Genomic DNA, 24,799 nt, shown 5'->3' with positions numbered 1-24,799 from the left:
GAACCGTCGACATATCTTTTCGGTGTTCGCTCACCGGAAGGACCACCATGACCGCCCCCGCACCCGCTCGCGACACCAGCATCGACCTGCTGCGCGCCGTCTGCACGATCGTCGTCGTCGCCCTCCATGCGACGATGGCGGGCGTCGTCGTCTCCGGCGGCGAGGTCGCCCTGGTCAACGCGCTCGAGCAGCCCTGGTTCTGGCCGGCCTCGTGGCTCGTCCAGATCATGCCGCTGTTCTTCATCGCCGGGGGAGTGACCGGTGCCGTCGCGTTCCGTCGCTGGCGTAGCACCGGTGGGACCGCGGCCGGATTCGCGGCGAGTCGCGTCCGCCGTCTCCTGCCGCCCGGCATCGTCGCCGTCGCGGTTACCGCGCTCGGTCTCGCTTCCCTGCGCGCGCTCGGTGTGCCGTCGGAGCTCCTGGTCGAGGCGGGGTTCCGTATCTCGCAGCCCCTGTGGTTCCTCGGTGTTTTCCTGCTGGTGCAGACTCTTGTGCCTGCCCTTCTCGCCGCGCACGAGCGGCGCCCGGGGCTGACGATCATCGCACTCTCGGCCGGGGTGCTCGCAGTCGACATCACCCGTCTCAGCACCGGCATCGAGGCGGTCGGATACGCGAACCTCGCGCTCGTGTGGCTCGTGATCCAGCAGCTCGGATTCTTCCTCGCCGACGGCCGGTTCGCACGGGCAACGGCTCGCGCACGCGTCACCGTGGCGGGCGCCGCACTCATGACAACCGGAATCCTGGCGGCCGTCGGCGTGTTCTCTCCCGACATGTACGTCAACCTCAACCCGCCGACGATCGCGCTCGTTCTGCTCGGTGTCGCGCAGGTGAGCCTGTTCTCCCTCGCGCAGCCGGCGCTGCGGCGGATCGCCTCGCACGGCGCACCGGCCGCCGTGACCGAGGCGGTGGGGCGTCGGGCCATGGGCATCTACCTCTGGCACATGCCCGCGATCGTGCTTCTTGCGGGCGGTCTCGTCGCGTTCGCCCTCGTCGCGGACGTTGATCTGATTCCGCTGTATGACCCCGCGTGGTGGGCCACGAGGCCAGCCTGGTTCGTCGCCGTCGGCGCGCTCGCGCTCGTCCTCTGCGCTCTCGCGCCTCGCCTCGGGGTCGGCGCCTCCGGATCCGTCACCGCTGTTCGCGCGGCCATCGGATCCGCCCTTGCGGTAGCGAGCATCGCGGTGCTGTTCGTTCTGGGTCTCGACGTCGGATCCGCTGTCATCTCGGTTGCGCTCGGCCTCGGAGCGCTCCGCATCATCCGCGCGCCCGCCCGCGAGCGGGGGAAAACCCCCGCGCAGCCCGTTGGCCACCCGGATCCCGCCCTCGCCGCGTAATCGGAAGGATTGTTCTTGTGGATGTCATCTTGGACGCAGCCCTGGCGCTTGCAGCGTCCCCATGGATCTATGCGATCGTGTTCGCGTTCGCGACGCTCGACGGCGTGTTTCCCCCGGTTCCCAGCGAAACCGTCATCGTGGGCGCCGCCGCACTCAGCGCCTCGACCGGCAGCCCCGACTGGATCCTGATCGCCTTCGCCGCGGCGGCCGGTGCCTTCACCGGCGACAACCTCACCTACCTCGTCGGGCGCGCCGCAGGTCGCCGCCAGTTCCGATGGATGCGCGGGCGCCGTGCGCAGGCCGCTCTCGCATCGGCGGCACGAGGCTTCGAACGCGGTGGTGCCTCCGCGATCTTCGTCGCGCGATACATTCCCGTCGGCCGTGTCGCGGTGAACCTCACGGCGGGTGCGGTGGGCTACCCCCGACGTCGATTCATCATGCTGTCGCTCGCGGCGGGCATCGCGTGGTCGCTCTACTCGGTCGTGGTGGGAGCCTTCGCCGGCCGCCTGTTCGGGGACAACCCGATTCTTGGGATGATCGTGGGTGTCGTCCTCGCAATCGCCATTGGTATCGCGGTCGATCGCGTCCTCAGCGTGCTGCGTCGTCGGCGCCAGCGCGCGACCTCAGGTCCCGAGCGCGAGGGCAGCGACGAACAGTACCGGGACACAGCCGACAGTCGTGAGGAAGACAGCGTCGCGACTGAGTAAGTAGCCAATTCCGTAACGCTGGGCGACGTTGAAGACGTTCTGGGCCGTGGGGAGTGCGGCGAGCACGACGACGACCAGCAGCGCATGCGGATCCAGGTCGAACAGGAACCGACCGAGGAAGTATGCCGCTAACGGCATGCCCGCGAGCTTGAGGGCCGTCGCGAAGAGCGCGTCCCGCCGGTGTCCGCGAACTGTGAGCACCCGCTGGCCATGCAGCGACATGCCGAAGCTGATGAGGATGATCGGCACAGCGGCGTTCGCCACGAGCGCGAGAGGCTCGTAGATCAACGGCGGGACCGTGAGACCCGACAGCGCCACGGCGAGCCCCAGCAGGGATCCGATGATCATCGGGTTGCGGAAGACGCGTGCGATCGCCTTCCATCCGCGCGAGGATCCGTTGGAGAGCGTATCGAGGACCGCGAGCGTGAGGGGCATGAAGACGATCTGCTGCATCAGGATGATCGGGGCGGAGTACGCCGCATTGCCGAGCAGGTAGGTGGAGATAGGGATGCCGACGTTGTTGCCATTGACCTGACCGGCCGAGAGCATGCCCACGGTCGTGTCGCCCCAACTCCGGCGCCAGACGAACTTCGCGATGAGCCCGTAGACCACCATCACCGCGAATGCCGCCGCGGCCGATGCGGGCAGGAGTGACGAGAAGAGCATCTCCACGTCGGCGTCGCTCAGCACGACGAACATGAGGAATGGATTGAGGACGAAGAACGACAACCGACCGAGGATCGCGCTGCCGTTCTCGCCCAGCAGGTCGATCCGCCCGATGACGTAGCCCGTGATGATCGCGACGGCGACGACGGCGAAGCCGGTGAGGACGTCGATCACGGGGCGCTCGCGCAATCCGTGGTCGACATGGGTTCAATCTATCGTCCGCGCGTGCCACGATCGTTTCCATGACCGACACGCAGCTGCACCCCGCCGACGCACACGACATGATCCGCGTGCGGGGTGCGCGAGAGAACAACCTCAAGGGAGTGGACCTCGATCTGCCGAAGCGGCGGCTGACGGTGTTCACGGGGGTGTCGGGATCCGGGAAGAGCTCGCTCGCGTTCGGCACGATCGCGAGCGAGTCGCAGCGGATGATCAACGAGACGTACAGTGCGTTCGCGCAGGGTTTCCTCCCGCAGCTGGCGCGCCCCGAGGTGGATGGCCTGGAGGGCCTGACGACCGCGATCCTCGTGGATCAGGAGCGACTGGGAGCGAATATCCGCTCGACGGTGGGCACGGCGAGCGATGCGAACGCTCTGCTGCGCATGCTCTTCAGCCGTACGGGCGACCCGCAGATCGGTCCGCCGAACGCGTTCTCGTTCAACACCCCGAGCGTGAAGGCATCGGGCGCGATCCTCGTTGAACGGGCCGGAAACACGAAGCGTCAACGCGCCGAGTTCAACGTCCTCGGCGGGATGTGCCCGGGGTGCGACGGAACGGGCAGGGTGAGTGACCTCGATCTCACCCAGCTCTACGACGCCACGCTGTCGATCAACGACGGCGCCATCCTCGTGCCCGGCTACAAGGTCGGCGGATGGAGTGTGCGCTTCTACGCCGAATCGGGCTTCTTCGACGCGGACAAGCCCGTGGGCGAATTCACACGACAGGAACTCGACGACTTCCTGCATCGCGACGCGACGAAGGTGAAGATCGGCGGAACGAACATGACCTACCGCGGACTCGTGCCGCAGGTGCAGCAGTCGATGCTGACGAAGGATCGCGAGCAGCTGCAGCCGCACATCCGCGCCTTCGTCGACCGCGCCGTCGCGTTCCAACCGTGCCCCGCGTGCGGCGGCACCCGGCTCGCGGAGCCGGCCCGCTCATCTCGCATCGACGGCACGAACATTGCCGACTGCTGCGCGATGCAGATCAGCGACCTGCTCACCTGGGTCCGGTCCCTCGACGAGCCAGGGGCGGCAACGCTCCTCGAGGCCCTCGACGAGCTGCTCGCCTCGTTCGTCGACATCGGTCTGGGATACCTGTCGCTCGATCGCGCGGCGAGCACCCTGTCGGGCGGTGAGGCGCAACGGCTGAAGATGATCAAGCACCTCGGTTCACCGCTGACGGACGTGACGTACATCTTCGACGAGCCGACGGCTGGCCTGCATCCGCACGACATCGAGCGCATGAATGCGTTGTTACGACAGCTGCGTGACAAGGGCAACACCGTGCTCGTCGTAGAGCACAAACCCGAGACGATCCGGATCGCGGACCACGTTGTCGACATCGGACCGGGCGCGGGCGCGGACGGCGGCACGGTCTGCTTCGAGGGCACTGTGGACGAATTGCGCTCGTCCGACACGGTCACCGGGCGGCACTTGGACGATCGAGCGCGCCTGAAGCCGGAGGTGCGGACGCCGAGCGGCACCATCGAGGTGCGCGGCGCGAGCGCGAACAACCTCCGCGACGTGGACGTCGACCTCCCGGCGGGCGTGCTTGTCGCGCTGACCGGGGTCGCGGGATCCGGGAAGAGCTCGCTCATCGCCGATCAGGTGGCAGAACGGGACGGCGTCGTCTTCGTCGACCAGACCGCCATCAAGGGATCCTCGCGCAGCAACCCCGCGACGTATACGGGGTTGCTGGAGCCGGTCCGAAAGGCGTTCGCGAAGGCGAACGACGTGAAACCGGCCCTGTTCAGCGCGAACAGCGAGGGCGCCTGCCCGACGTGCAAGGGAAACGGCACGATCACGACGGAGTTCGGCTTCATGCAGGGCGTCACGACGATGTGCGAGGACTGCGGTGGGCGGCGCTTCATGGCCGAGGTGCTCGAATACACGCTCGGCGGCAAGTCGATCGCCGACGTGTTCGACCTGTCGGCGGTGGGGGCGATGGAGTTCTTCGCCGACGGCGAGGCCAAGGTGCCGGCGGCCGCGAAGATCCTCCGCCGTCTCGTCGACGTGGGGCTGGGGTACATCACGCTCGGACAGTCGCTGAACACGCTCTCGGGTGGCGAACGCCAACGGCTGAAGCTCGCCGTGCAGATGGCCGACGGCGCGGAGGTGTACGTGCTGGACGAGCCGACAACGGGCCTGCACCTTGCCGACGTCGAACACCTGCTCGCGATGCTGGATCGTCTCGTCGATCAGGGCTCGTCGGTCATCGTGATCGAGCACCACCAGGCGGTCATGGCGCACGCCGACTGGATCGTCGACATGGGTCCGGGCGCGGGAAACGACGGCGGGAGGGTCGTGTTCGAGGGCACGCCCGCTGACCTCGTCGCGTCGCGTTCCACTGTCACCGGCGAGCACCTCGCGGAATATGTGGCCTGAGGAGCTCGACGCGAGCGGAGCGCCCGACTGTCGCTACTTCGCGCGCTTCTTCAGCCCGTCACGTCCGCCGAACGCGTCACGAGGCACCAAGACGAGCGCGAGGGCGGCGACGACTGCCGTCCCACCGCAGACCGCCCAGACCGTCATGTACCCCGAGAACGAGCCCGCCGTCCCCGTCGTGACGCCCGCGGCGAGGGCGATGCCGAACGTGCACGAGGCGATCGCGCCGCCGACGGTCTTGACCGAGTTGGTGAGCCCGGTCGCGACGCCGGTCTGCGACGGGGGAGCGGCGGCCGCGGCGACGGCGGGCAGCGCGCCGACGAGCGCACCGGATCCGAGCCCCGCGATGAGCATGTTCGTGAGGAGCTGCGCGTAAGTATCGTGCAGCGGGAGGAAGAGGAGGTAGCCAGCGCCGACGAGCGACGTCGCGATGATCAGCGCGAGCCGCGGCGTCGTCCAGCGCGCGACCCAGGAGTAGCTGAGCGCGCCGATGATCATCGCGATGAGATACAGGCCGATGATGAGCGAGGTCGCGAAGCCCGTCGTGCCGAGTCCGTAGCCAGCGACCGCGGGATCGGTCCGTGCGAAAGTCGACAGCGGTGCCTGCGCGCCGAGCACGCTGACGCCGAACAGTCCGGCGGTCAGGAAGACGGGGCCCAGCGAGCGGTCGCGGAACATGCGTACGTCGATGAGCGGATCCGGATGGCGCAGCTCCCACAGCACGAACGGGATCAGCAGAAGGACTCCGACGATGGTCACGGCCCAGGCGACGCCGTCGGATGGGCCGCCGACCCGCAGGAGGCTCAGGCCGCCGGTGAACGCGACGAGGGCAAGGGAGACGAGGACGAGTCCCGTCGTGTCGAGCCGCCCGCCGGAGATTTCCGGCGTCTCGGAGACGCCGAACAGAATCACGAAGAAGCACGCACCGACAGCGATGCCGGGGATGAGGAGCACCAGCCACAGGTCGACGGAGTCGATGAGTGCGCCGCCGGCAAGGGCGCCGGTGATCGCGCCGGCCTCGAGCGCCGCGACCAGGACGCCGGCGGCCTTCACGGTCAGCCCTGGCGGGGCGCCCTGCGCCCGGCCGCGGGAAGCGATCAGGGCGACCTCGAGTGGCAGCCAGACGACGTAGGCGCCCTGCACGGACCAACACACGAGGAACAGCCAGAACGTGTCCGCGAAGGGGAGCGCGAGGGATGATGCGGCGACGATCGCCGTGGAGATGAGCAGCATCCGACGGTGTCCGACCATGTCGCCGAGCTTCGCGAACGCGGGAACGACAAGAGCCGACAACATGAGCTGCGTGCCCTCGAACCAGTTGACGTCGGCGTCGTGAATCGCGAGGTGTCGCGCGATGTCGGTGAGCATCGGGGTGTAGTACCCCTGGAGGATGCCGCTCGTGAACTCGATTGCCGCGAGGAAGCCGATCACGGTCCACAGCGATACCCGCGGACCGCCGGCGGATCCGGTGCTCACCGCAGGCCCCGGATCAACGCGACATGGAACTCGCGCCCGCTCTCGAGTGAGGAGATCGAGACGCGTTCGTCGACGCCGTGGATCGAGGCGCGCTGTGCGGCGCTCATCTCGAGCGGTGCGAAGCGGTAGACGTGATCGCTGACGCGGTGGAAATGCCGGGCATCGCTCGCCTGCATCATGATGTAGGGCGCCGGGAGGGCGTCGGGATACGCATATGCGACGGCGTCACGGATGGCGTCGAATGCGTCGCCGTCAGCGGGCGAGAGCGGAGTGGGATCCGCACCTTCGACGACGGTCACCGATACCCGCCGGTCGCGGATACGGCGACGCACGCGCCGCGCCGCCGACGCCACCGTGTCACCAGCTATCAACCTCAGGTTCAAGGTTAGGCTTGCTGACGAGGGAATCACGTTGGCGGCGGACCCGCCCGCCTGCATGGTCGCGGCGATCGTGGTGCGCACGAGAGCGGCGGGCTCGCCCCCGATGAGCGCGAAGACGACACCGGTGAGCGCGCGACTGCGCGAGAGGACGCGCAGAAGGATCCGCGCGGCGCCGCTGCTGCTGCGGTCGACGAAGACGCCCAGCATCCGGGTGATCGCCGGGGGAGTGCGCGGCCGAAAGGTCGAGGGGGCCAGTCGCGTGGTCGCGCGTGCGAGCAGGTCGATCGCGTTCTTGCCGCGCGGTGCGGAGGCGTGCCCGGCGTCACTCGTCGCGTCGAGCCGCAGCGACAGGATCCCTTTCTCACCGACGCCGATCATGGCGGCGCGCCCGGACACGAAGGGGAGGGGCGCCTCGACGACGGCACCGCCCTCGTCGATCACGAGCCACGGCCGGATGCCCCGGTTCGCGAGCGTCGTGGCGATCTGCTGCGCGGCGTCACCGAACGTCTCTTCGTTGCCGCCGAACGAGAGGTACACATCGCGGGCGGGAACGAACTCGTTTTCGAGCAGGGCCTCGACCGCTTCGAGGATCACGATGAGGGGGCCTTTGTCGTCGAGGGCGCCGCGTCCGTGAACGTAGCCATCGACGATCTCGCCGCCGAACGGATCCGTCGACCAGTCGTCGGCGTCGACCGGGACCACGTCGTAGTGGGCCATAAGGACGACCGGCTCGGAATCGGTGCGCCCACGCCAGCGGAATAGGAGGCCGAAGTCCGTGATCCGCTCGCGCTCGAGGTGCGCGTGCACCCGTGGATACAGCTCCTCGAGGAGCGCAACGAACTCGTCGAAGGGCGCCATTCCGCGCGCGTCGAGCTCGGCGCTGACGGTCGGGAGGCGAATCATCCGCGCGAGGCGTGCGGCGATGTCGGGGATATCGCTCATGAACCCGACAGTAGCTGCCCGCGGCCAGCCTGCATCGACTCGATGAGCGTGGCCGCGCCATGTCGGCGCGCTCTCGAGTGCGTTCCGGCTCCCATTCGGGCCCAGAAGGGCGCCGCGACGGTCGCGAACGATCGGCGCGGGCGACCTCAGTACGGTAGACGAGTGACGACCTGGCACGACGGCATCCTCGACGCACGCAAGGCAGCGCGCCTCGAGGAGTGGCTCGGGGATCCCGTACTGATCGAGGACCTGTCGTGGGGGCTCGTCGACACCGCAGTTTTGCACGTGCGAGCCTCTCGCGCAGACGTGATCGTCAAGGCCGCGGGCGCAGGTAACACGCACATCGGCCGGGAGATCCGCGCGCACCGCGGCTACACGGCTCCGCTCGTCGCCCAGGCGCGCACGTCGCGAATGCTGCACGCGGACGCCGATCTCAACCTCATCGCACTCGAGTACCAATCTGGTATATTGGTTCAGGGGAGCGGGAATGACCTTGCGCCAGACGTGCACCGCCAGGCGGGTGAGACTCTGCGAATCCTTCACGACTCCACAAGGGCCATCGTCGATGACGACTACATGGCGCGCGCGATTTCGAAGGCCGTCGCATGGCTGGATGGCGAGCACCGCATCGAGCCGGCCGTCGAGCACGAGACTCGTCGGGTTCTTCGGACCGCCGCGCCGAAGCCCGTTGCCTCGGTGCCAACGCACGGCGACTGGCATACGCGGAATTGGCTGATCGACGAGGGCTTCGTGAAGGCGATCGACTTCGGGCGATTCGCCCTGCGCCCCGCAGCGACGGACCTGTGTCGGCTCGCCGTCAAGGAATGGCGTGCGGCGCCCGCGCTGGAGAATGCGTTCCTGGACGGCTACGGTGACGACCCACGCGATCCCACACTGTGGCGCGTCGACCTGCTCTGCGAAGCGATCGGCACGGCCGCTTGGGCGTACCACGTGCAGGATGACGCGTTCGAAGCGCAGGGACACCGGCAGCTCGCGGACGCTCTCTCGCTGTTCTGAGCCGAGAATGTGCTATTGCCGATAATGCACATTATGTCAGCTCGTACCACGACTCTCGTCTCCCCTGGAACAGGGCCCGTCCCGCAGGCACCGCGAATCCTCGATCTATTACTCGTTGGGGATGACGATCCAGAGCAGAACGTAGGCCCACAGCGACAATCCCGCGAACAGGACGGCGAGCACGGCCAAGACTCGCACCAGCGTCGTGCTCCAGCCGAAGCGGTTCGCAACCGCACGGCACACGCCAGCGATGACGCGGCCATTGCGTGGGCGTACGAGTGGGTCCATGCCGCCATCGTCGCGCCGGGCGGGCGGTGGCGCAAGCCCCTCATCTCGGCGCCTTCATCGCCAACGGGAAGCGCCCTCTCTCCGATCGTCAGCGCCACATGCCGTCCGGTGAGCCGCGACGACACGGGCTCAGATACAGCCGCTGCCCCACGACGAGGCGTCGTTCCCACCCGATAACGTCTACGCATGAACAACCGGACAATGGCAATGACACAGCGCACGAGCGGATTCGCGCTCGCGCTGCTCGTATCGCTGGGATTGTGCGGGTGCACTGCCGCTACCGACAGCAGCCCCTCACCGGAGCCGACCGGCGGATCCATTGGGCTTGCGGTCTCAGAGACATGCGACGAGGGATCCGAGTCGCAGTGCATTCCGGTGGGAAATGAGCACGTCATGGAGCCCTCCGTCTTCGAGGATGCCGCCGTAGAGAATGCGGTGGCGAGCGACACCACCGAGCAGAGCTCCATCGACGTCACCTTCACGGATGAGGGCGCCGACGTCCTCCATAACCTGACGACGCAGGCAAGCGACGCCGACGCCGAGTCGCGACTTCTCATCAAGGTCGACGACGAGATCCTCGCGGCCGTCGCGGTACACGAACCGCTCAGCGGCGACCACGTCGGCTTGGGGCTCTCTCCCGAAGACGACCCCGACGCCATCATCGAGCTGATCCGGGGAAGCTAGGTGGCGTGCAACCTGCCGCCGTTGCGAGGGTGGCCGCCCACTAATCCTCTCCCCCGTGCTCGGCGCAAGCGACACGCCTCCGCGAAAACTCCAGATCACGGGTGAGGTTCTCTTGTGCGCAGTTCACTCCCGTGCCAGGTTGAACACGTGGCTGAAGAACCGACACGAAAGATCGACGGCAGCGCGGGCGATGCGGACTACGGGGTGATCGGGACGACCTACAGCGACTATCGCCGACCAGATCCGCGGATCGCACAGGTCGTCTGGGACGCACTCGGCGACGCGCGAACGGTGCTGAACGTGGGAGCGGGCGCAGGGAGCTACGAACCGACCGGACGCGACGTGACGGCCGTCGAGCCTTCGGCCAGCATGCGTGCGCAGCGCCCCGAGTCACTGAGCGTCGCGATCGACGTCGTCGCCGAATCACTCCCCTTCCCGGACAAGACGTTCGACGCGGCGATGACGACGTTTTCCGTGCACCAGTGGGGCGAGCTCGACGCGGGTCTCGCGGAGATGAGGCGGGTGACGCGGGGACCCATCGTGATTCTCACGTGTGATCCGGAGCTGCTCGATCGGTTCTGGCTCAGGGAGTACGCACCGGACGTCATCTCGACGGAGGGACGTCGGTACCCGGCGATGTCGCGCCTCGCTGCGGGACTGGGCGGCGAGGTCTCCGTGGATCCGGTGCCGATTCCCTTCGACTGCACCGATGGATTCAACGAGGCGTACTACGGGCGCCCCGAAGAGTTGCTCGTTGCAGGAGCGCGCGCCGCGTGTTCCGCGTGGAGTTTCGTGGATCCGGAACAGGCGGAGACGTACACGGCGCGGCTGGCGGCCGCGATCGGATCCGGCGAGTGGGATGCGAAGTACGGCCCGCTTCGCGAGCAGCCGACTTTCGAGGGGTCACTCGTGCTCGTTCGCACGATGCCCGCGGCATAGGGGCACCGAGCACGCGGATCCGCGTGTGACAGCGGGCGCCGCCGTTCAGGACGCTTCCGCTCACCGTGCGGACGGCGGCACCCCCAGCGCGCGCTTCGCCTGCAACCGAACGCGCTCAACCGGATCCTCGAGCAATTTGGCCACGCGACCATGCGGGTCGTCGAGGTCCTAGCGCGTGACGACCTTCAACGCCATCTCACGCACACGCCACGCATCGTCGGTCAACGCGTCGATCACGATCTCGGGGTGCGCGGGCGGCCCGATGTGCAGCAGACCGCGCGCACCCCAGACGCGCGACCAGTGGTCGGGCCAGCCGATATGGCCCTTGAGCCAGGCGATATCACGGTGCGTGCATCTCCTGCGGCACCACGCGCCTCTTGCCCGGACTCATCGACGGCGAACCAGCATGCGTGGACTGCGCCGACATCCCAAAAGACTTCCGCTGCACTCGCTGCGGCCGCGAGGACGAACCGGTACGACGAGGGCTCTGCGCGCACTGCTGCCTCACCGACGATCTCAGCGGGCTCCTCGCCGGGGACGATGGCGACATCTCCCCCATCGTCCGACCACTCTTCGACGCTCTCTCAACGCAGACTCTCGCTCGAAGCGCCACGATATGGCTCACCGTCAATCCCGCTGCGAAGCAGCTCCTGCGTGACCTCGCGACCGGAGCTGCGCCGCTCACGCATGACACGTTCACGACGCACCCCTCCCCCGAAAAAGTCTTGTTCCTCCGCCAGCTCTGCATCGAACACGGACTCCTCGAACGTGTGAACTTCGACATCGAACGATTCCAAGCCTGGGTCGATCAAATGACCGCGGCTGAGCCCGCAAGCGAGGCGCGACTGATTCGACAGTTCGCCCGCTGGGTGCATCTACAACGAATGCACGCCCTCGACGCCGCAGGAAAAATGCGCAAAGGGACGTTCCTATCGGCCAAACAGAGCACGTCCACCGCGATCGGATTCCTCCGTCATCTGCGTGAACGCGGACACACGCCGTCGGAATGCGTGCAAGCAGATGTAGACGATTGGCTGACTGGAGGTCCCACCACGCGAAGTCTCGCCCGTACATTCGTGCGCTGGGGCGTCAAGAACGGTCACATCGCATCGGTCGAGTTCCCGTACCGCGTAGCGAAGACGCAGCCGATCATCACGCAGCAGCAGCGCGTGCAGCATCTTCGAACGCTCCTCAACACGCACGTCGAGTCCGAAACGGCCGAGCAAGTTGCAGGCATGCTCTTTCTCCTCTACGCGCAGCCGCTCACTCGAATCGCGCGCATGCGTCTCTCGCAAGTTGCTGATGCTGGTGACCGTCTGACGGTTGCTATCACCGCCGATGAACTCGTCGTGCCCACGCCATTCGACGAGATCGTACGAGCCCATCTGAGAGATCTGCCGAACACGAACACCTCGGCGCATCGCAACAGTCAGTGGTTGTTCCCTGGGGCCAGGCCGGGTGGACCTATGCACCAGTCGACGATGATGAACAAGCTCCGAGATCGCGGAATCGACCTGCGCGGTGCGCGTAACGCCGCCCTACGGACACTCGTTCTCGAGATGCCAGCACCGATCGTCGCCGACAGCCTCGGCTATAGCTACAACGTCACAGACCGACACCGCGCGGCCGCCGGTGCGATCCACACCGACTATGTCGGCCGTCGGGCGACGTCTCGGAAGTAGCCTCGCTTCTAGCCGCGACTCGGCGTAAAGTATCCCTCTTATGCCAAACGCGAATCGGGCCCGTCCCTACGTTGTCACCGTCCATCCCGACGGGCGGTGGTGGCACATCAGAGTTCCAGAACTCAACACCGTCTCGCAGGCGCTGACGCTGCAAGAAGTGCCGAGTCAAGCTCGCGATCTCATCAGCGTCTGGCTCGATACCCGCCCGGACACGGTGCGTTTCATCGTGAAGCGAAGGAGTGGCCTACGTCCGGGATGGGCTGCATCGTGAACCAACGCCGAACTCATGCGCGGAGTGCACGCGACGGCCCAGCCGAAAACGATCGTTTCCGGCTGTCTAGCTCCCGAAGCCGGGATTCGGTTTCCAGAAACGTGCGCCGCAACGAGCTTTCGGCAGGCGTATTCGGCGAGAGCCGGGGGATTCGACCCTCGGCGTTAGCGACCTGTCGTCTCATCGAGGGCGTCGGTCAGGTCGCTGAGCTGGGTGAGCTCGAGTAGTGGTTTCGCGGTGCCTGGACGCATGCGAGCAATCGAATGCCGTGGTCATCATCCCGGTCGCCAGTGACGCGGACGAGCCCGTATGGATTGGCGGTGCCAACGACGACGAGACGACGGCGGATATCGTCACGTGGCTCAGTGACGACACGAACCCTGTACGTCGGCCGGCGCTCGTCGACATCCGGAAGTTCTCGCCGACCCGACTAAACCGGCACGAGCTGGAAGAAGAGGTCGAGCGGGGGCGGTGACGCGTCGCATGCAGGCCGACACAGCCGGCGCGAGTACATGCGCACGAGGAATCGAACTGCTTGCGCTTCACCGGTCCGGGCACTTTCGAATCTGCCGCAACTCAGCGAACGAGGCGGGCGATCGCCTGAGACGCTTCCTGCACCTTCTCTTCGGCGATGTCGCTGCCGGCGCGAGCTGCATCTGCCACACAGTGACGCAGGTGGTCTTCGAGGAGCCCGACGGCAACGCTCCGCAAGGCGCTGGTCAGTGCGGAGATCTGAGTGAGGATGCCAATGCAGTACTTCTCGTCCTCGACCATGCGGTGGATGCCGCGTGATTGTCCTTCGATGCGCTTGAGGCGAGCAAGGTAGCGGGCTTTGTCCGTGATGTACCCGTGCTCTGCGTGGTTGCAGGATGTTGTAGGGACGGTGGTATCAGTCATCTGGATCTCCGGCGGTTGTGGTCAGCGGTTCAGGATGACGCGGGTCGTGGTGTCGGGGCGGAGGTCGAGTCGGCGCAGCAGTTGTGCGTTGAGGGCGACGACGATGGTGGATAGTGACATGAGGATCGCTCCGACCGACATCGGGAGCACGAATCCGATGGGGGCGAGGACGCCGGCGGCGAGGGGGACGGAGATGATGTTGTATCCGGCAGCCCACCAGAGATTCTGCTTCATCTTCCGGTACGAAGCCCGTGACAGTTCGATCACGGAGAGTACCGAGCGGGGGTCGTCGCTTGCGAGGATGACACCAGCCGACGCGATCGCGACATCTGTGCCCGCACCGATCGCCAGCCCAACGTCGGCCTGCGCGAGGGCAGGGGCGTCGTTGACCCCGTCGCCGACCATTGCGACCTTACGGCCCTCGTTCTGGAGTTGTTGGACCTTGGCGGCCTTGTCCTCCGGGCGTACTCCGGCGAAGACGCGGTCGATGCCGAGGTCTTGGGCGACAGCCCGAGCCACGGCATCCGCATCGCCGGTGATCATCACGACCTGCACGCCGAGCGCGTGGAGAGCGTCGACGGCTTCCCGGGACTCCGAACGCACCTCGTCGGCGAGCTTCAGGGCTCCGACGACGCGGCCGTCCTGGATGACATGGAGGATGATCGCGCCATCCGCACGCCACTGATCGGCGACCGGAAGCTCATCGGCGTTCTCCTCGGTGAGCAGGTGCGGTCCACCGACTCGGATGATCTTCCCCTCAACGGTCGCCGTAACGCCCACGGCAGGTGACGAGGTGAAGTCGACACTTCGGGGGACGGTGAGCTTCCTGTCGGCGGCCGCGCGGACGATGGCCTTCGCGAGCGGGTGCTCGCTGTCGGCCTCTGCGGCGGCCGCCAGCGCGAGCACCCGGTCAGGGTCGGCGCCATCGGCAACGGAGACCTCGGAGACGACGGGCTCGCCCTTGGTGAGGGTGCCGGTCTTGTCGAACAGCACTGTATCGACGGTTCGCATGCTCTCGAGCGCGAGCCGGTCCTTGACGAGAACGCCGCCCCGGGCGGCGCGTTCGGTGGCGATGGAGACGACCAGCGGGATGGCCAGGCCCAGCGCGTGCGGGCAGGCGATGACGAGCACCGTGATCGTGCGGATGACAGCAGCGTCGGGGAGACCGATGAGCGTCCAGACGATCGCGGTTATCGCCGCAGCACCCAGGGCGAACCAGAACAGCCATCCGGCGGCGGTGTCCGCGAGGCGCTGTGCGCGGGACGAGGAGCTTTGCGCTTGGGTGACGAGACGTTGGATGCCGGCGAGGGTCGTGTCGTCGCCGGTCGCGGTGATCTCGACGCGAAGCCCGGAATCGGTGGCAACGGTGCCGGCTGTGACGTGGTCGCCGCTGCCGCGTTCCACGGTGCGGGACTCGCCCGTGACCATGGACTCGTCCATCGAGGCCCGTCCGTCGACGATGCGCCCGTCGGCGGGGACGCTGCCACCCGGCCGTACGATGACGACGTCGCCGACGACGAGATCGGTCGGTGAGACCGTGACAACCTGGTCATTCTCGACGCGCTCTGCCTCATCCGGGAGAAGAGCGGCGAGTGAGTCCAGGGCGGAAGTCGTCTGGGCGAGGGAGCGCATCTCGATCCAGTGCCCGAGAAGCATGATGACGATGAGGAGGGCGAGCTCCCACCAGAAGTCCAGTTCGTGGTGCAGGATGCCTAGGGTTGCACCCCAGGATGCAATGAACGCGACGGTGATGGCCAGGCCGATGAGCAGCATCATGCCGGGCTGGCGCGAGCGGAGCTCGCCGACCGCTCCGACGAGGAACGGCTTTCCGCCCCAGATGTACATGACGGTGCCCAGTACAGGCGATATCCACGACAGTCCGCCGAAATCGGGGATCGTGTAGCCGAGGATCGTGGCGAACATGCCAGACAGTGCGACCGTGGGGACGGCGAGGACGAGCATGATCCAGAACAGGCGACGGAACTGCCCGACGTGGTCGCCATGGCCTGCATGACCGCCGTGTCCAGCGTGGGTGTTGTGACCGGAGGGCGCGTTGTCGCTTCCGTGGTCTCTATGACTGTGCGCGGCCGCGTCTGACTGCGGTGCATGCGCCATTGCTTGATGTCCCGCGTGCGCATCGTGGTCAGTTTCGGTCGTCACTGCGGGGGCCGACGCCGCGTGGTCGTGGTGGGCGTGGGTGTGCTCCGCGCCGTCGTTACGCGAATGGCTCATGGGCCTATCCTCCTCGGAATTGAGAACCGTGGGGCTGACTTGTGTGGCGTGCCCCGCACCGTGAAACAGTGTCAGGCAGCAGCGGTGGCGTACTTAGCCGGGTCGGCGTCGAACGCGGGCCCGCATCCGGCGCAGCAGAAGTAGTACCGGGTGCCGTCGTAATCGCGGTACAAGCCGGCAGCTTCTGCATCCGCCTTGATGACGGTGCTGCCTACCATCACAGGACATTCGGCGAGATCCTCCGCGGGCGGGGTGAGGAGATCCTTGCGTCCTTCGGCGTCGACGGAACCGTGGCTGTTGCGGCTGCAGCAGGATCCAGTGGAGTCTGACATGTTTTGTTCCTCTTTCTCTCAAACACCGGAGTGCGGCGTCGGTGTGCCTAACGATATACCCCCTGGGGGTATTCCGCACTAGGATGTACATGGCGGCGCTGAAGGATCAGGGCGGGCGGCCGCATAGATCGTGGTGTTAGCATCCTGGACGGAATGGAGGAGGCCGAGCATGCACGTCGCAGTTCGTGGCGCACGTCCGCAGTTGTCGTTGCGCGCGTTGTTGATGCTCGGCGGGGCCACGCTGATGGTTATCGTCGGCTTGCTGGCGATGCACACCTTCACCTCCGAACCTGCGGGACACGGATCCGTCGGACTCACCCACTCCGCAGCTGGGGAGGAGCACGCCACCGCAGCGGCGTCAACCGTCGCGAGCGAGTCCACCGCATGTGAGGGTGCGTGTCATGTGAGCACCGGACATGGTCAGGGTCACAACGAGATGCTGACTGCGTGCGTGCTGGCGTTGCTTGCCGGTCTGCTTCTCCTCCTCCCTCCGATATTGATTCAGCGTCACGGGCTGCCCCTTCACCGTGCTGTAAGCCTGGTGAGGTGGGAAGCGATCGGGATCCTTCCCCGGGCACCCTCGCTGACGTTCCTTTCGATAAGTCGCACCTGAGTAGTCGCCGCCGACCCTGATGGGTCGGATTCCTGGCGCCGTCTGGCGCCATCATTTGCGAACCCTCACACGACGTATCGAAGGAACAACCATGAATAAGAAGATTCCCGTTGCTGTCAGTACGGGTGTACTGACCCTTGCGCTGGTTCTCACCGGCTGCGCTGACAACAGCACGGCACCGTCCAGCGAATCCACCTCCCCGTCTCAGTCGTCGTCGACTTCGGCAGCGAACGAGGCTGACGAGATGTTCGTCACGATGATGATCCCTCATCACGAGCAGGCGATCGAGATGGCCGACATGCTGCTCGCTAAAGACGGTGCCGACGCACGCGTGGTGGAACTTGCCGAGCAGATCAAGGCGGCGCAGGGCCCCGAGATCGACAAGATGCTTGGATGGCTCGAAGACTGGGGTGTGGAGTACGACCCCGACTCCATGGGAGGCATGGATCACGGTTCGATGGGCGGTGACGACAGCATGATGTCCGAAGAGGACATGACCATGTTGGAGAGCGCGGATGCTGTCGAGGCGAACAGCCTGTTCCTGGAGCAGATGATCGTGCACCACGAAGGCGCCGTCGACATGGCGCAGACGGCGCTTGATGATGCGCAGAACCCGGACGTCCTCGAGCTCGCGCAACAGGTGATCGACGACCAGACGGCGGAGATCGCCACGATGCAGGAACTCCTCGGCCAGCTGTAGGAATCCTCCGGGCGAGCCGGTATCCGATCGTCCCGCCCGGACCTGTCATCCGTGCTGCCCCATTGCGGCAGCAGTCAGACGTCGACGTGCTCTTGCTGCGCGTCGTGAAGCCAGGCCCGCTTGAGGCCACTAACGGAAACCATCATGAAACGCTCACTCCTTCTCGCAACCGTCACCGTGACCGTCCTGGCGGCTGTCGCCACCGGATGCACCGCGACACCGCTCGGCAACCCGGACTCAGCTCCCCGCATCGACCACATCCACGGCATCGCTGAAGATCCCCGGGGCGATGATCTGCTGGTGGCCACGCACAACGGAATCTTCACTCTCACACCCGATGGGGATATCTCCGGCCCGATCGGCGGTCACGCCTTCGACGCCATGGGATTCACGGTCTCGGGAGACGCGCTGTTCGCCTCCGGGCATCCCGGCGAAAAGACCCCGGCCGAACTCGGATCGCCCAACCTCGGCATCATCCGCAGCGACGACTACGGGGACACTTGGTCGCCTATTGCTCTCAACGGAACCACCGACTTCCACATCCTCACCGCGGCCCCGGACGGCACCCTCTACGGCATCCCCTCTAGCCAAGTGAACCTGCTCACCAGCACAGACGAGGGAAACAACTGGACGGAGCGTGCATCCCTCAGCGCCGCTGATCTCGCGGTCACCGAATCCGGTTTGTACGCTGCAGCCGAAGAAGGCGTTCTTTTCAGCAGCGACGGCGGTAACACATTCACTCCAGTCGACGGAACACCTGTGCTCTACGCGCTGGAGGCTCGCACCGATGGCACTCTTCTCGGCGCCGGCACCGATGGCGTCCTGTGGACAGAGGATGAAAATGGAACCTGGCATCAGCTCGAATCGCTCCAAGGCGCCGTTCAAGCCCTCACTGTCATCGACGACCGCGTCATCCTCGTCGATGACCGGGGCATCGTTGAAGTCTCACCGGACAGCACCACTGTGCTGAGTCCCGCCCAATAACGCGGGCGCAAAGACCCGTGCCCAAGGATTCTCATGAAAGCGCCCAAGAACCCCTTTCGGAACCTCGTGTTATTCGTCATCGTGGCGACGATCGCCGTTGCCCTCCTCGCCGCTGCTAGTTTTCTCGCCATTGGAGCGATCTTCTGATGACCCCCACCGGCTCCAGATCCCCCTTCGACCCGCTGCACCATCTGACGGCCGTGCACTCGTCCTCACCCGGCGCGCCTTCGCCTCGCAGCCCCGCGGAGCGGACGCATCGAAGGCTCGTGCGTCTTGGATATATGCTCTTGATCTGCGGTCCAGCCCTCGCGCTCGCGCATCTGATCAGTGATGCCCAATCGACCGACGTCGCTTGGTGGACGTACACGATCGCCAGCTTTGACATCGCCGTAATCATGGTCATTGCCGCCCTGGCTCTGATCCTTCGAACTCCACCCAATCACGCTGCAGAAACGGAATAGTCGTCACCGCACAGTAATCGCTGCGACGATGATCTGCCGCTGAACTACCATGCCCTCCCGGGGTATTCAACGGGGTCCTCGGGAGCGAGGTGCGGTCGTAGTTTAAGACTCCACAATGACGAGAGGAGCCACTATGACTGTCGCGGCGGAAATGCTCCGCACCTACCCGAAGAACCTTGGCCCGGCTGACCGGAAGGCGCTGGTGGAGTGTATCGAGGCGTGCGTTGAGTGCGCGCAATCATGCACCGCATGCGCCGACGCGTGCCTGAGCGAGGAAATGGTTGCCGAGCTGACGAAGTGCATCCGCACGAACCTGGACTGCGCCGACCTCTGCGAAACCACCGGACGCATCCTGTCCAGGCACACCGGGTACGACGCCAACCTCACCCGCGCAACCCTCGAAGCGTGCCGCACGGCATGCGCGAGCTGCGCCGACGAGTGCGAGAAGCACACGATGCACGAACACTGCACGGTGTGTGCTGCGGCCTGCCGGCGATGCGAAGGTGCCTGCGCCGCGCTCCTCGCAACCCTCTGAATAGCCACCTCGACGGCGTCGTGCAGTTCTTCGCTACCCGCATCAATCCAGTGATGACCGTTGACCAGGCCGAAGCAGACTAGCGAGCGCTCTTACCCACACGTCGTCATCAATCGCGCTACCGCGCAACGAACCGAGACGACAGGTGAGGAATATGTCGAAGGACGCGCACGAAACAAATGAACGACAAGCAGGGGCGAAAAAGCACGGATCGCTGACGATGTACTTGCGATTCGCGGCGATGATTCTCACCGGCATGGTCGTGATGTATTGGACGATGTTCGCTGGAGTGTGGGAATGGGGGCACATACGCTTCAGCGAAAGCCGCGTCTTCATGGCGCTCACTATGGGCGGCGCCATGGGGCTGGTCATGCTGGCCTGGATGCTCAACATGTACAAGCACAGGAAAGCGAACATTGCGGTCATCATCGTCAGCGTTCTCCTCCTCGGAGGAGGCATCGCCCTCGACCGCAGCCAGATCACCGTCGACGACACCGCGTACATGCGCGCAATGATTCCGCATCACTCGCTCGCGATCACCCGATCCGAGCGAGCACAGCTGCAGGATGTCCGCGTCTGCGAACTTGCGGTTGAAATCAGTGAAGCGCAGCGCCGGGAGATCCTCGAAATGGACTGGCTCATCGCCGACATCGAAAGCAACGGACTCGCGCTGACGGCCGAGGACGCGCAAGACCGACCCGTTCCAGACTTCGAACGGGTCGCCGACCGCCAGTGCTCGGACGACGGATGACGATTGCTAGCGATAATCGGTCGATCATGGCTTGTGCTCCGAGAGCCTGCCGAAAACGATCGTTTTCGGTGGTAGCCCGGGCACGACATCAACAGCGAAGTCGAGGATGATTGAGTCGTGGACATTGAGCTGCTTTATATCGCCGGTTGCCCCAGCTGGGTTGAGGCTGGCCGTCGTGCTTCTGAGGCGCTACGAGAAACAGGCCACGACGAATCGGAGGTTCACTACCGACTCATCCGGACGGAGGAGGACGCGGGCGCAGCCTCGTTCGCGGGCTCCCCCACGATCACCCTGGATGGCAACGATCTCTTTCCGGGGTCGGGGCGAAGCAATGACCTCGCCTGCCGTATTTACAGCACCCCTGCTGGGCTGGCCGGGATGCCAACCCCCACCACAGCAGAACGGATCTCACTCGGTGCTCTCATCCCCGGTGCGGATCATGAAAACTGCTCCGGTGATCGCTGCGGCGAAGATTACGATGTCGGCGATGTTGCCGATGAACCAGTTTCCGTAGGCGAGGAAGTCTACGACGTGGCCCCGGGCGAATCCGGGGTCGCGGAAAAGGCGGTCGCCTGCGTGTGAGGCGGCAGCGCCGCCGAGCGCGCCGATGACGATCGCCCATCCCACGCGTTGCACTCGGAACGCGAACACGATCGCTGTGACCGTGGCGGCGACAGCGAGCAGCGCGAACACCCAGGTGAAGCCTTCCCCGAAGGAGAATGCCGCTCCGGGGTTATAGGCGAGCTGCAAACCCAGCATGTCACCGATCAGCGGGATGCGCTCGCGCTCGGTGAGGGTCGCTTCGGCCCACACCTTGGTTCCCTGATCGATCAGCACGACGACCACGGCGATCAAGAGCGCTCCACCAGTGAGCTGCCGCCGCCGGGTCGACGATAGTTTGCGCGCAGCGGGCGGATGAGCCTCTGCCTGGGAGGAGGTCATGCGAGCACCTCGATCAGACGGACGATGACCCCAGATTCGATCAGGATGAACAGGCCCAGGCCGATGAACACGGCCGGTACGAGCCAGTGCTCGACGCGCTCCAGCCCCTCGGTAACAGCCTTGTTGGTGCCGATCAGCCGGCCGGCCGCGCACCAGACTGCGACGAGGATCAGGAACACGACGATCATGATCGCGACGTCGCTGGGGGCACTGGTGCGGAAGATCGGCGTGTAGAGGGAGATGTTGTCGGCCCCGTTGGCGATCGTGATCCCTGCGACGCCCCATAGTCCGACCGCAGTGATCTTGGAGTCGTCATCATCGTCATCGCCGTTACGGCGCAGGCCGCGAATGAGCGTCCAGATCCCGATGCCGAGCGGGATCAGACCCAGGAAACCGACCCATTCGTCCGGAACGATGGTGAGACCGAGAGCGGCGATCACGCTGATCACGACGAGGGTGATGAACCCGAGATACTGGCCCGCGACGATCTGCCACGGCCGGGGCTTCCCTCGACTGGAAGCGAGGAACAGCACGGTGAGCACGACAATGTCGTCGATGTTGGTTGCCGAGAACAGGCCGATCGCTGAACCGATGGTGGCGAGCATCAGCTTTCCAGTCGTGGCGTGCGGGTGCGTGCGGCACGCAGGCCGTTGAGGATCACGATGACCTCCGCGACCTCATGGACCAGGACGACAGCGGCTAGCCCCAGGACCCCGAAGAGCGCGAGCGGGAGCAGTGCGGTGATGATCAGCAGCGACAGGATGATGTTCTGGTTGATGATCTGTCGACCGCGCCGGGCGTGATCGAACGCTCGCGGGATCAGGCGGAGATCATGCCCGGTGAAGGCCACGTCGGCGGACTCGATCGCTGCGTCGGATCCGGTCGCTCCCATCGCGATGCCGATGTCCGCGGACGCGAGGGCCGGGGCGTCGTTGATGCCGTCGCCGATCATCGCGACCGGTCCCGCCTTCGACAGTTCCCCGATCGCGGTCGCTTTGTCTTCAGGGCGCAGCTCTGCTCGCACGTCGCTGATCCCGGCCTGCGCCGCCAGCGCGCGAGCGGTCCGGGCGTTGTCGCCGGTGAGCATCGTCACCCCGACGCCCTGGCCGGTGAGTGTCCGGACGACCTCGGGGACTTCCGGGCGCAGTTCGTCACGGACGCCGATCGCGGCGACGGGGGTTCCGTTGCGGTGCACGATGACGACGGTCATGCCCTGCTCTTCCAACTCCGCGACCCGCTCCGCGAGGTCGCCGGCGTCCAGCCAGCGGGGACTACCGACGGTGATTCTCGATCCGTCGACGGTGCCGACAATGCCGTGCCCGGCCTGCTCGGTCACATCTGCAGCTGCGGGAGTCCCCGGCGCCGCGGCAGTGATCGCTGAGGCGAGAGGATGCGTGCTGTGCTGCTCCAACGCGGCCGCCCAGGCCAGAGCCTGAGCCTCGGTCACCCCGTTCGCAGTGAGCACGGCGGTCACGGCGGGCTCGTTGCGGGTGAGGGTGCCGGTCTTGTCGACGGCAACGTATCGGACCGTGCCGAATCGCTCGAAAACGGCGCCGGACTTGATGATCACACCGAACTTGCTCGCCGCACCGATCGCCGCGACGACCGTCAGCGGCACCGAGATCGCCAGCGCACACGGAGAAGCGGCGACCAGCACGACGAGCGCGCGAGTGATCCACACCTCCGGGTCGCCCAGCAGCGACCCGATGATCGCGACGAGCGCAGCGAGGATCAGAACGCCGGGCACCAGTGGGCGGGCGATCCTGTCCGCCAGACGAGCACGCTCGCCCTTCTCGGTCTGCGCTTTCTCGACCAGCTCCACGATCGTCGTGAGCGAGTTGTCGGTGCCCGCAGCGGTCGCCTCGACCTCCAGGGCGCCGGCGCTGTTGATCGCACCGGCCGACACCGCGTCGCCGGGCTCGACCTCGACCGGGATCGACTCCCCGGTGATCGCGGAAGTGTCCAGGCTGGAGCGGCCAGAGCGCACGACCCCGTCAGTCGCGATCCGCTCACCCGGGCGGACCACCATGACCTGGCCGACCGTCAACTCGCTCGCCGGCACCTGCGCGGAGACGCCGCCCTGCAGCACTGTCGCTGTCTCCGGCACGAGCTTCAGCAGTGCCCTCAGTCCGCCGCGGGCGCGGTCCATCGCCTTGTCCTCAAGCGCCTCCGCGATCGAGTACAAGAACGCCAGAGCTGCAGCCTCCTCCACGTACCCGAGGATGACGGCACCGATCGCGCTGATCGTCATCAGCAGCCCGATGCCGAGCTTGCCCTTGAACAGTTTCCGGAGCGCGCCGGGCGTGAACGTCGACGCGCCCAGAAGCAGTCCGACCCAGAACAGCACCAGTGCCGGGATCTCGAGCCCGGACCACTCGAAGATCAGACCGGCCAGGAACGCAACGCCGGAGAACACCGGCACCATGACCCCGCGGTCTCTCCACCAGGGCCGCTCGGCCTCTTCGATCTCTTCGCCCACCGTCGCGGCAGGCTCGTGCTCGCAGCCGCACGCCGCGCTCACGCGTCAGCCCCCGCCCCACAGCAGCCAGCCACCGTGCACGCAGAGTCCACGCACGGCGCATGCTCATCGACCGCCAGAGTCACGTCCACGAGCGCGACGAGCGCAGCCGCAAGATGCGGGTCGGCGATCTCGTAACGAGTCTGGCGACCCTCCGGCTCGGCAACGACGATCCCGCAGTCTCGCAGGCAGGTGAGATGATTCGACACGTTCGACCGTGTCAGCTCCAGCTCACGAGAGAGCACAGCCGGGTAGCTCGGTCCACCGAGCAGAGACATTAGGATTCGGGAACGCGTGGGATCGGCCATGGCCCGGCCGAGCCGGTTCATGACATCGAGGCGTGAGGCAATAGTCAGCACACACTGAACTATACAGTGATTGATGACCTATCGGAACGGCTTCACCCCAGGCCACATCTCTGGGGCGTGGGTGTAAGTACATCCGGCCCACCCCCACCGAATACGCCTACCGAAACCCGTTTACGGCGCACATTTCTGGCATTCGATCTGGTGTGCCTTCACTCGCCGCGCCGCAAACGATCGTTTCTGGCGACCAGGCCGACGAGGGCCATCAAGCGCGCGACACGCCGAAGCGTGACCCGCCGAAACCCTCCGCCGAAACCTAACCGCACCGAAACGCGTGTGGTACGTATTCGGCGGAGTGTCGGACGGGCGTTCTCGACAGCGAATACGCCGGTCACGATTACGCCGGGTCACCAGTAGAGGTTGGCATGCTATGACTTGATGCGCTCTCCCGCCCTGATTTGCGCGTGCCCTCCGATAACGGCCGCTTCCGGCGTCATCACCGTTGAGCGCCCATATATGAACATCGGTAACGTGCGC

Annotated in this window: 24 protein-coding genes; 13 read left to right on the top strand and 11 right to left on the bottom strand. The window is 65.9% G+C overall.

Annotated features, from left to right (window positions below):
• Positions 1-47: 47 nt before the first annotated feature.
• Positions 48-1,334 carry an acyltransferase family protein gene (locus IEW87_RS09870; RefSeq protein ID WP_188712058.1) on the top strand — a complete coding sequence of 429 codons (1,287 nt, stop codon included), beginning with the start codon at positions 48-50 and terminating at the stop codon, positions 1,332-1,334.
• Between the two features lie 29 nt (positions 1,335-1,363).
• Positions 1,364-2,041 carry a DedA family protein gene (locus tag IEW87_RS09865; protein ID WP_229731077.1) on the top strand — a complete coding sequence of 226 codons (678 nt, stop codon included), beginning with the start codon at positions 1,364-1,366 and terminating at the stop codon, positions 2,039-2,041.
• On the opposite strand, the gene IEW87_RS09860 is transcribed toward IEW87_RS09865, so the two are convergent.
• On the bottom strand, positions 1,958-2,881 hold the full coding sequence (locus IEW87_RS09860) for an AEC family transporter (protein ID WP_188712056.1): 924 nt from the start codon (positions 2,879-2,881) through the stop codon (positions 1,958-1,960). The two genes, IEW87_RS09865 and IEW87_RS09860, sit on opposite strands and share 84 nt — an antisense overlap.
• A gap of 68 nt (positions 2,882-2,949) precedes the next feature.
• Between IEW87_RS09860 and IEW87_RS09855 the strand changes: the two genes are divergently transcribed.
• Positions 2,950-5,313 carry an ATP-binding cassette domain-containing protein gene (locus IEW87_RS09855; protein WP_188712055.1) on the top strand — a complete coding sequence of 788 codons (2,364 nt, stop codon included), beginning with the start codon at positions 2,950-2,952 and terminating at the stop codon, positions 5,311-5,313.
• Positions 5,314-5,346: 33 nt separating this feature from the next.
• Here IEW87_RS09855 and IEW87_RS09850 read toward each other — a convergent pair whose 3' ends face one another.
• Positions 5,347-6,789, bottom strand: coding sequence for an MFS transporter (locus IEW87_RS09850; RefSeq protein WP_229731076.1), 1,443 nt, complete (start codon positions 6,787-6,789; stop codon positions 5,347-5,349).
• On the bottom strand, positions 6,786-8,111 hold the full coding sequence (locus tag IEW87_RS09845; RefSeq protein WP_188712054.1) for a M20/M25/M40 family metallo-hydrolase: 1,326 nt from the start codon (positions 8,109-8,111) through the stop codon (positions 6,786-6,788). The genes IEW87_RS09850 and IEW87_RS09845 overlap by 4 nt, the downstream gene beginning before the upstream one ends.
• A gap of 162 nt (positions 8,112-8,273) precedes the next feature.
• Between IEW87_RS09845 and IEW87_RS09840 the strand changes: the two genes are divergently transcribed.
• Positions 8,274-9,128, top strand: coding sequence for a phosphotransferase family protein (locus IEW87_RS09840; protein ID WP_229731075.1), 855 nt, complete (start codon positions 8,274-8,276; stop codon positions 9,126-9,128).
• 108 nt (positions 9,129-9,236) lie between these two features.
• On the opposite strand, the gene IEW87_RS09835 is transcribed toward IEW87_RS09840, so the two are convergent.
• Positions 9,237-9,416, bottom strand: coding sequence for a PspC domain-containing protein (locus IEW87_RS09835; RefSeq protein ID WP_188712052.1), 180 nt, complete (start codon positions 9,414-9,416; stop codon positions 9,237-9,239).
• A 186-nt stretch (positions 9,417-9,602) separates the two neighbouring features.
• Here IEW87_RS09835 and IEW87_RS09830 point away from each other — a divergent pair, with 186 nt between their 5' ends.
• From IEW87_RS09830 to IEW87_RS09815, 4 genes are all read left to right on the top strand, one after another.
• Positions 9,603-10,100: a hypothetical protein gene (locus IEW87_RS09830; RefSeq protein ID WP_188712051.1), complete on the top strand. Its 498-nt coding sequence runs from the start codon at positions 9,603-9,605 to the stop codon at positions 10,098-10,100.
• 147 nt (positions 10,101-10,247) lie between these two features.
• Positions 10,248-11,039 (top strand): class I SAM-dependent methyltransferase, encoded by a 792-nt coding sequence (locus tag IEW87_RS09825; protein ID WP_188712050.1) that lies wholly within the window; start codon positions 10,248-10,250, stop codon positions 11,037-11,039.
• A 410-nt stretch (positions 11,040-11,449) separates the two neighbouring features.
• Positions 11,450-12,721, top strand: a complete 1,272-nt coding sequence (locus IEW87_RS09820; RefSeq protein WP_188712049.1) for a site-specific integrase — start codon at positions 11,450-11,452, stop codon at positions 12,719-12,721.
• Positions 12,722-13,260: 539 nt separating this feature from the next.
• Positions 13,261-13,467, top strand: coding sequence for a hypothetical protein (locus IEW87_RS09815; RefSeq protein WP_188712048.1), 207 nt, complete (start codon positions 13,261-13,263; stop codon positions 13,465-13,467).
• Positions 13,468-13,568: 101 nt separating this feature from the next.
• Here IEW87_RS09815 and IEW87_RS09810 read toward each other — a convergent pair whose 3' ends face one another.
• The 3 genes from IEW87_RS09810 to IEW87_RS09800 form a co-directional block, all read right to left on the bottom strand.
• On the bottom strand, positions 13,569-13,889 hold the full coding sequence (locus IEW87_RS09810; protein WP_188712047.1) for a metal-sensitive transcriptional regulator: 321 nt from the start codon (positions 13,887-13,889) through the stop codon (positions 13,569-13,571).
• A 21-nt stretch (positions 13,890-13,910) separates the two neighbouring features.
• Positions 13,911-16,121 carry a heavy metal translocating P-type ATPase gene (locus IEW87_RS09805; protein WP_229731073.1) on the bottom strand — a complete coding sequence of 737 codons (2,211 nt, stop codon included), beginning with the start codon at positions 16,119-16,121 and terminating at the stop codon, positions 13,911-13,913.
• A gap of 71 nt (positions 16,122-16,192) precedes the next feature.
• Entirely contained in the window at positions 16,193-16,453 is a 261-nt protein-coding gene (locus IEW87_RS09800) for a YHS domain-containing protein (RefSeq protein ID WP_029153945.1), read from the bottom strand.
• A 169-nt stretch (positions 16,454-16,622) separates the two neighbouring features.
• Between IEW87_RS09800 and IEW87_RS09795 the strand changes: the two genes are divergently transcribed.
• The 5 genes from IEW87_RS09795 to IEW87_RS09775 all read left to right on the top strand — a co-directional run bounded on the left by IEW87_RS09795 (position 16,623) and on the right by IEW87_RS09775 (position 20,497).
• On the top strand, positions 16,623-17,066 hold the full coding sequence (locus IEW87_RS09795; protein WP_188712046.1) for a DUF6153 family protein: 444 nt from the start codon (positions 16,623-16,625) through the stop codon (positions 17,064-17,066).
• 91 nt (positions 17,067-17,157) lie between these two features.
• Complete coding sequence (locus IEW87_RS09790) at positions 17,158-17,766, top strand: DUF305 domain-containing protein (protein WP_036275909.1); 609 nt, start codon at positions 17,158-17,160, stop codon at positions 17,764-17,766.
• Positions 17,767-17,910: 144 nt separating this feature from the next.
• Positions 17,911-18,750, top strand: a complete 840-nt coding sequence (locus IEW87_RS09785; RefSeq protein WP_188712045.1) for a F510_1955 family glycosylhydrolase — start codon at positions 17,911-17,913, stop codon at positions 18,748-18,750.
• A 594-nt stretch (positions 18,751-19,344) separates the two neighbouring features.
• Positions 19,345-19,746: a four-helix bundle copper-binding protein gene (locus IEW87_RS09780; protein WP_188712044.1), complete on the top strand. Its 402-nt coding sequence runs from the start codon at positions 19,345-19,347 to the stop codon at positions 19,744-19,746.
• Positions 19,747-19,900: 154 nt separating this feature from the next.
• The gene (locus IEW87_RS09775; protein WP_188712043.1) at positions 19,901-20,497 is read left to right on the top strand and encodes a DUF305 domain-containing protein; all 597 of its coding nucleotides are present in this window, start codon (positions 19,901-19,903) and stop codon (positions 20,495-20,497) included.
• Positions 20,498-20,905: 408 nt separating this feature from the next.
• Here the strand turns inward: IEW87_RS09775 and IEW87_RS09770 are convergent, their stop codons facing one another.
• Genes IEW87_RS09770 through cmtR form a run of 4 tightly spaced genes read right to left on the bottom strand, consistent with a single transcriptional unit; the run spans position 20,906 to position 24,316 of the window.
• Positions 20,906-21,439 (bottom strand): signal peptidase II, encoded by a 534-nt coding sequence (locus tag IEW87_RS09770; protein ID WP_229731072.1) that lies wholly within the window; start codon positions 21,437-21,439, stop codon positions 20,906-20,908.
• Complete coding sequence (locus IEW87_RS09765) at positions 21,436-22,044, bottom strand: cadmium resistance transporter (RefSeq protein WP_188712042.1); 609 nt, start codon at positions 22,042-22,044, stop codon at positions 21,436-21,438. The genes IEW87_RS09770 and IEW87_RS09765 overlap by 4 nt, the downstream gene beginning before the upstream one ends.
• Positions 22,044-23,960 (bottom strand): heavy metal translocating P-type ATPase, encoded by a 1,917-nt coding sequence (locus IEW87_RS09760; protein ID WP_188712041.1) that lies wholly within the window; start codon positions 23,958-23,960, stop codon positions 22,044-22,046. The genes IEW87_RS09765 and IEW87_RS09760 overlap by 1 nt, the downstream gene beginning before the upstream one ends.
• Positions 23,957-24,316 (bottom strand): Cd(II)/Pb(II)-sensing metalloregulatory transcriptional regulator CmtR, encoded by a 360-nt coding sequence (cmtR, locus tag IEW87_RS09755; RefSeq protein WP_188712040.1) that lies wholly within the window; start codon positions 24,314-24,316, stop codon positions 23,957-23,959. The genes IEW87_RS09760 and cmtR overlap by 4 nt, the downstream gene beginning before the upstream one ends.
• Between the last annotated feature and the right edge of the window lie 483 nt (positions 24,317-24,799).

Origin of the sequence: Microbacterium faecale, from assembly GCF_014640975.1 — a bacterium.
In the GTDB taxonomy this organism is placed as follows: Bacteria; Actinomycetota; Actinomycetes; order Actinomycetales; family Microbacteriaceae; genus Microbacterium; species Microbacterium faecale.
The sequence above is the reverse complement of the archived record's forward strand: the minus strand, read 5'-3'. Positions and strand labels throughout refer to the sequence as shown.